We start from the raw sequence: 510 nt of genomic DNA, 5'->3' as shown, positions 1-510 counted from the left end.
GGACGTGTCCATGACAAGCGAAGACGATGCAACAACTTCCGAATGCCTTCCCGTGACATCGAAACACCATAGGTTTGTTGGATGTAGGACTGTAATATACGTGTGTTCCATGACGAAGAAATGCCCCACCCGACATCCACAGGGGTGGTGTTTAATACCAGTTGTCTGATCTCCTGTTGTTGTTCTTCCGTCAGGAATGGCACACGACCAGGTGGCAAGCGACGATCGAGTAAATGATCGAGCCCACCTTCATTAAAGCGTGCGACGTAGAGGGCAACCGATTGGCGGCATAGATTGACCATTTGTGCGACATCTTTGCCAAGAAACCCTTCCATGACGAGGCGAACGGCAGTCACTCGAGCACGCAGAGAGGCATCTTTGATTTTCCGTTCTTGTTTCCGAAGTGTTCGAGGTGTCCAACCGTGATCATTTGTGATTTTCAGACGTTTCATGCCATTTCCGCTCCTTTTATACGTGGGTATTTAGGAGCAGTATAACCATAGAAAAAGG

1 protein-coding gene is annotated in these 510 nt (G+C 48.6%); it reads right to left on the bottom strand.

All coding sequences use genetic code 11. The features are described from left to right. On the bottom strand, positions 1 to 452 hold a 452-nt coding region (locus tag EKC99_RS15455), incomplete at its 3' end, for a helix-turn-helix domain-containing protein (protein ID WP_163152678.1). Positions 453 to 510: the final 58 nt, after the last annotated feature.

The sequence above is a fragment of the Anoxybacillus sp. MB8 genome (assembly GCF_011006755.1).
GTDB lineage: Bacteria > Bacillota > Bacilli > Bacillales > Anoxybacillaceae > Anoxybacillus > Anoxybacillus gonensis.
This window is presented reverse-complemented; position numbering and strand designations above follow the sequence as displayed.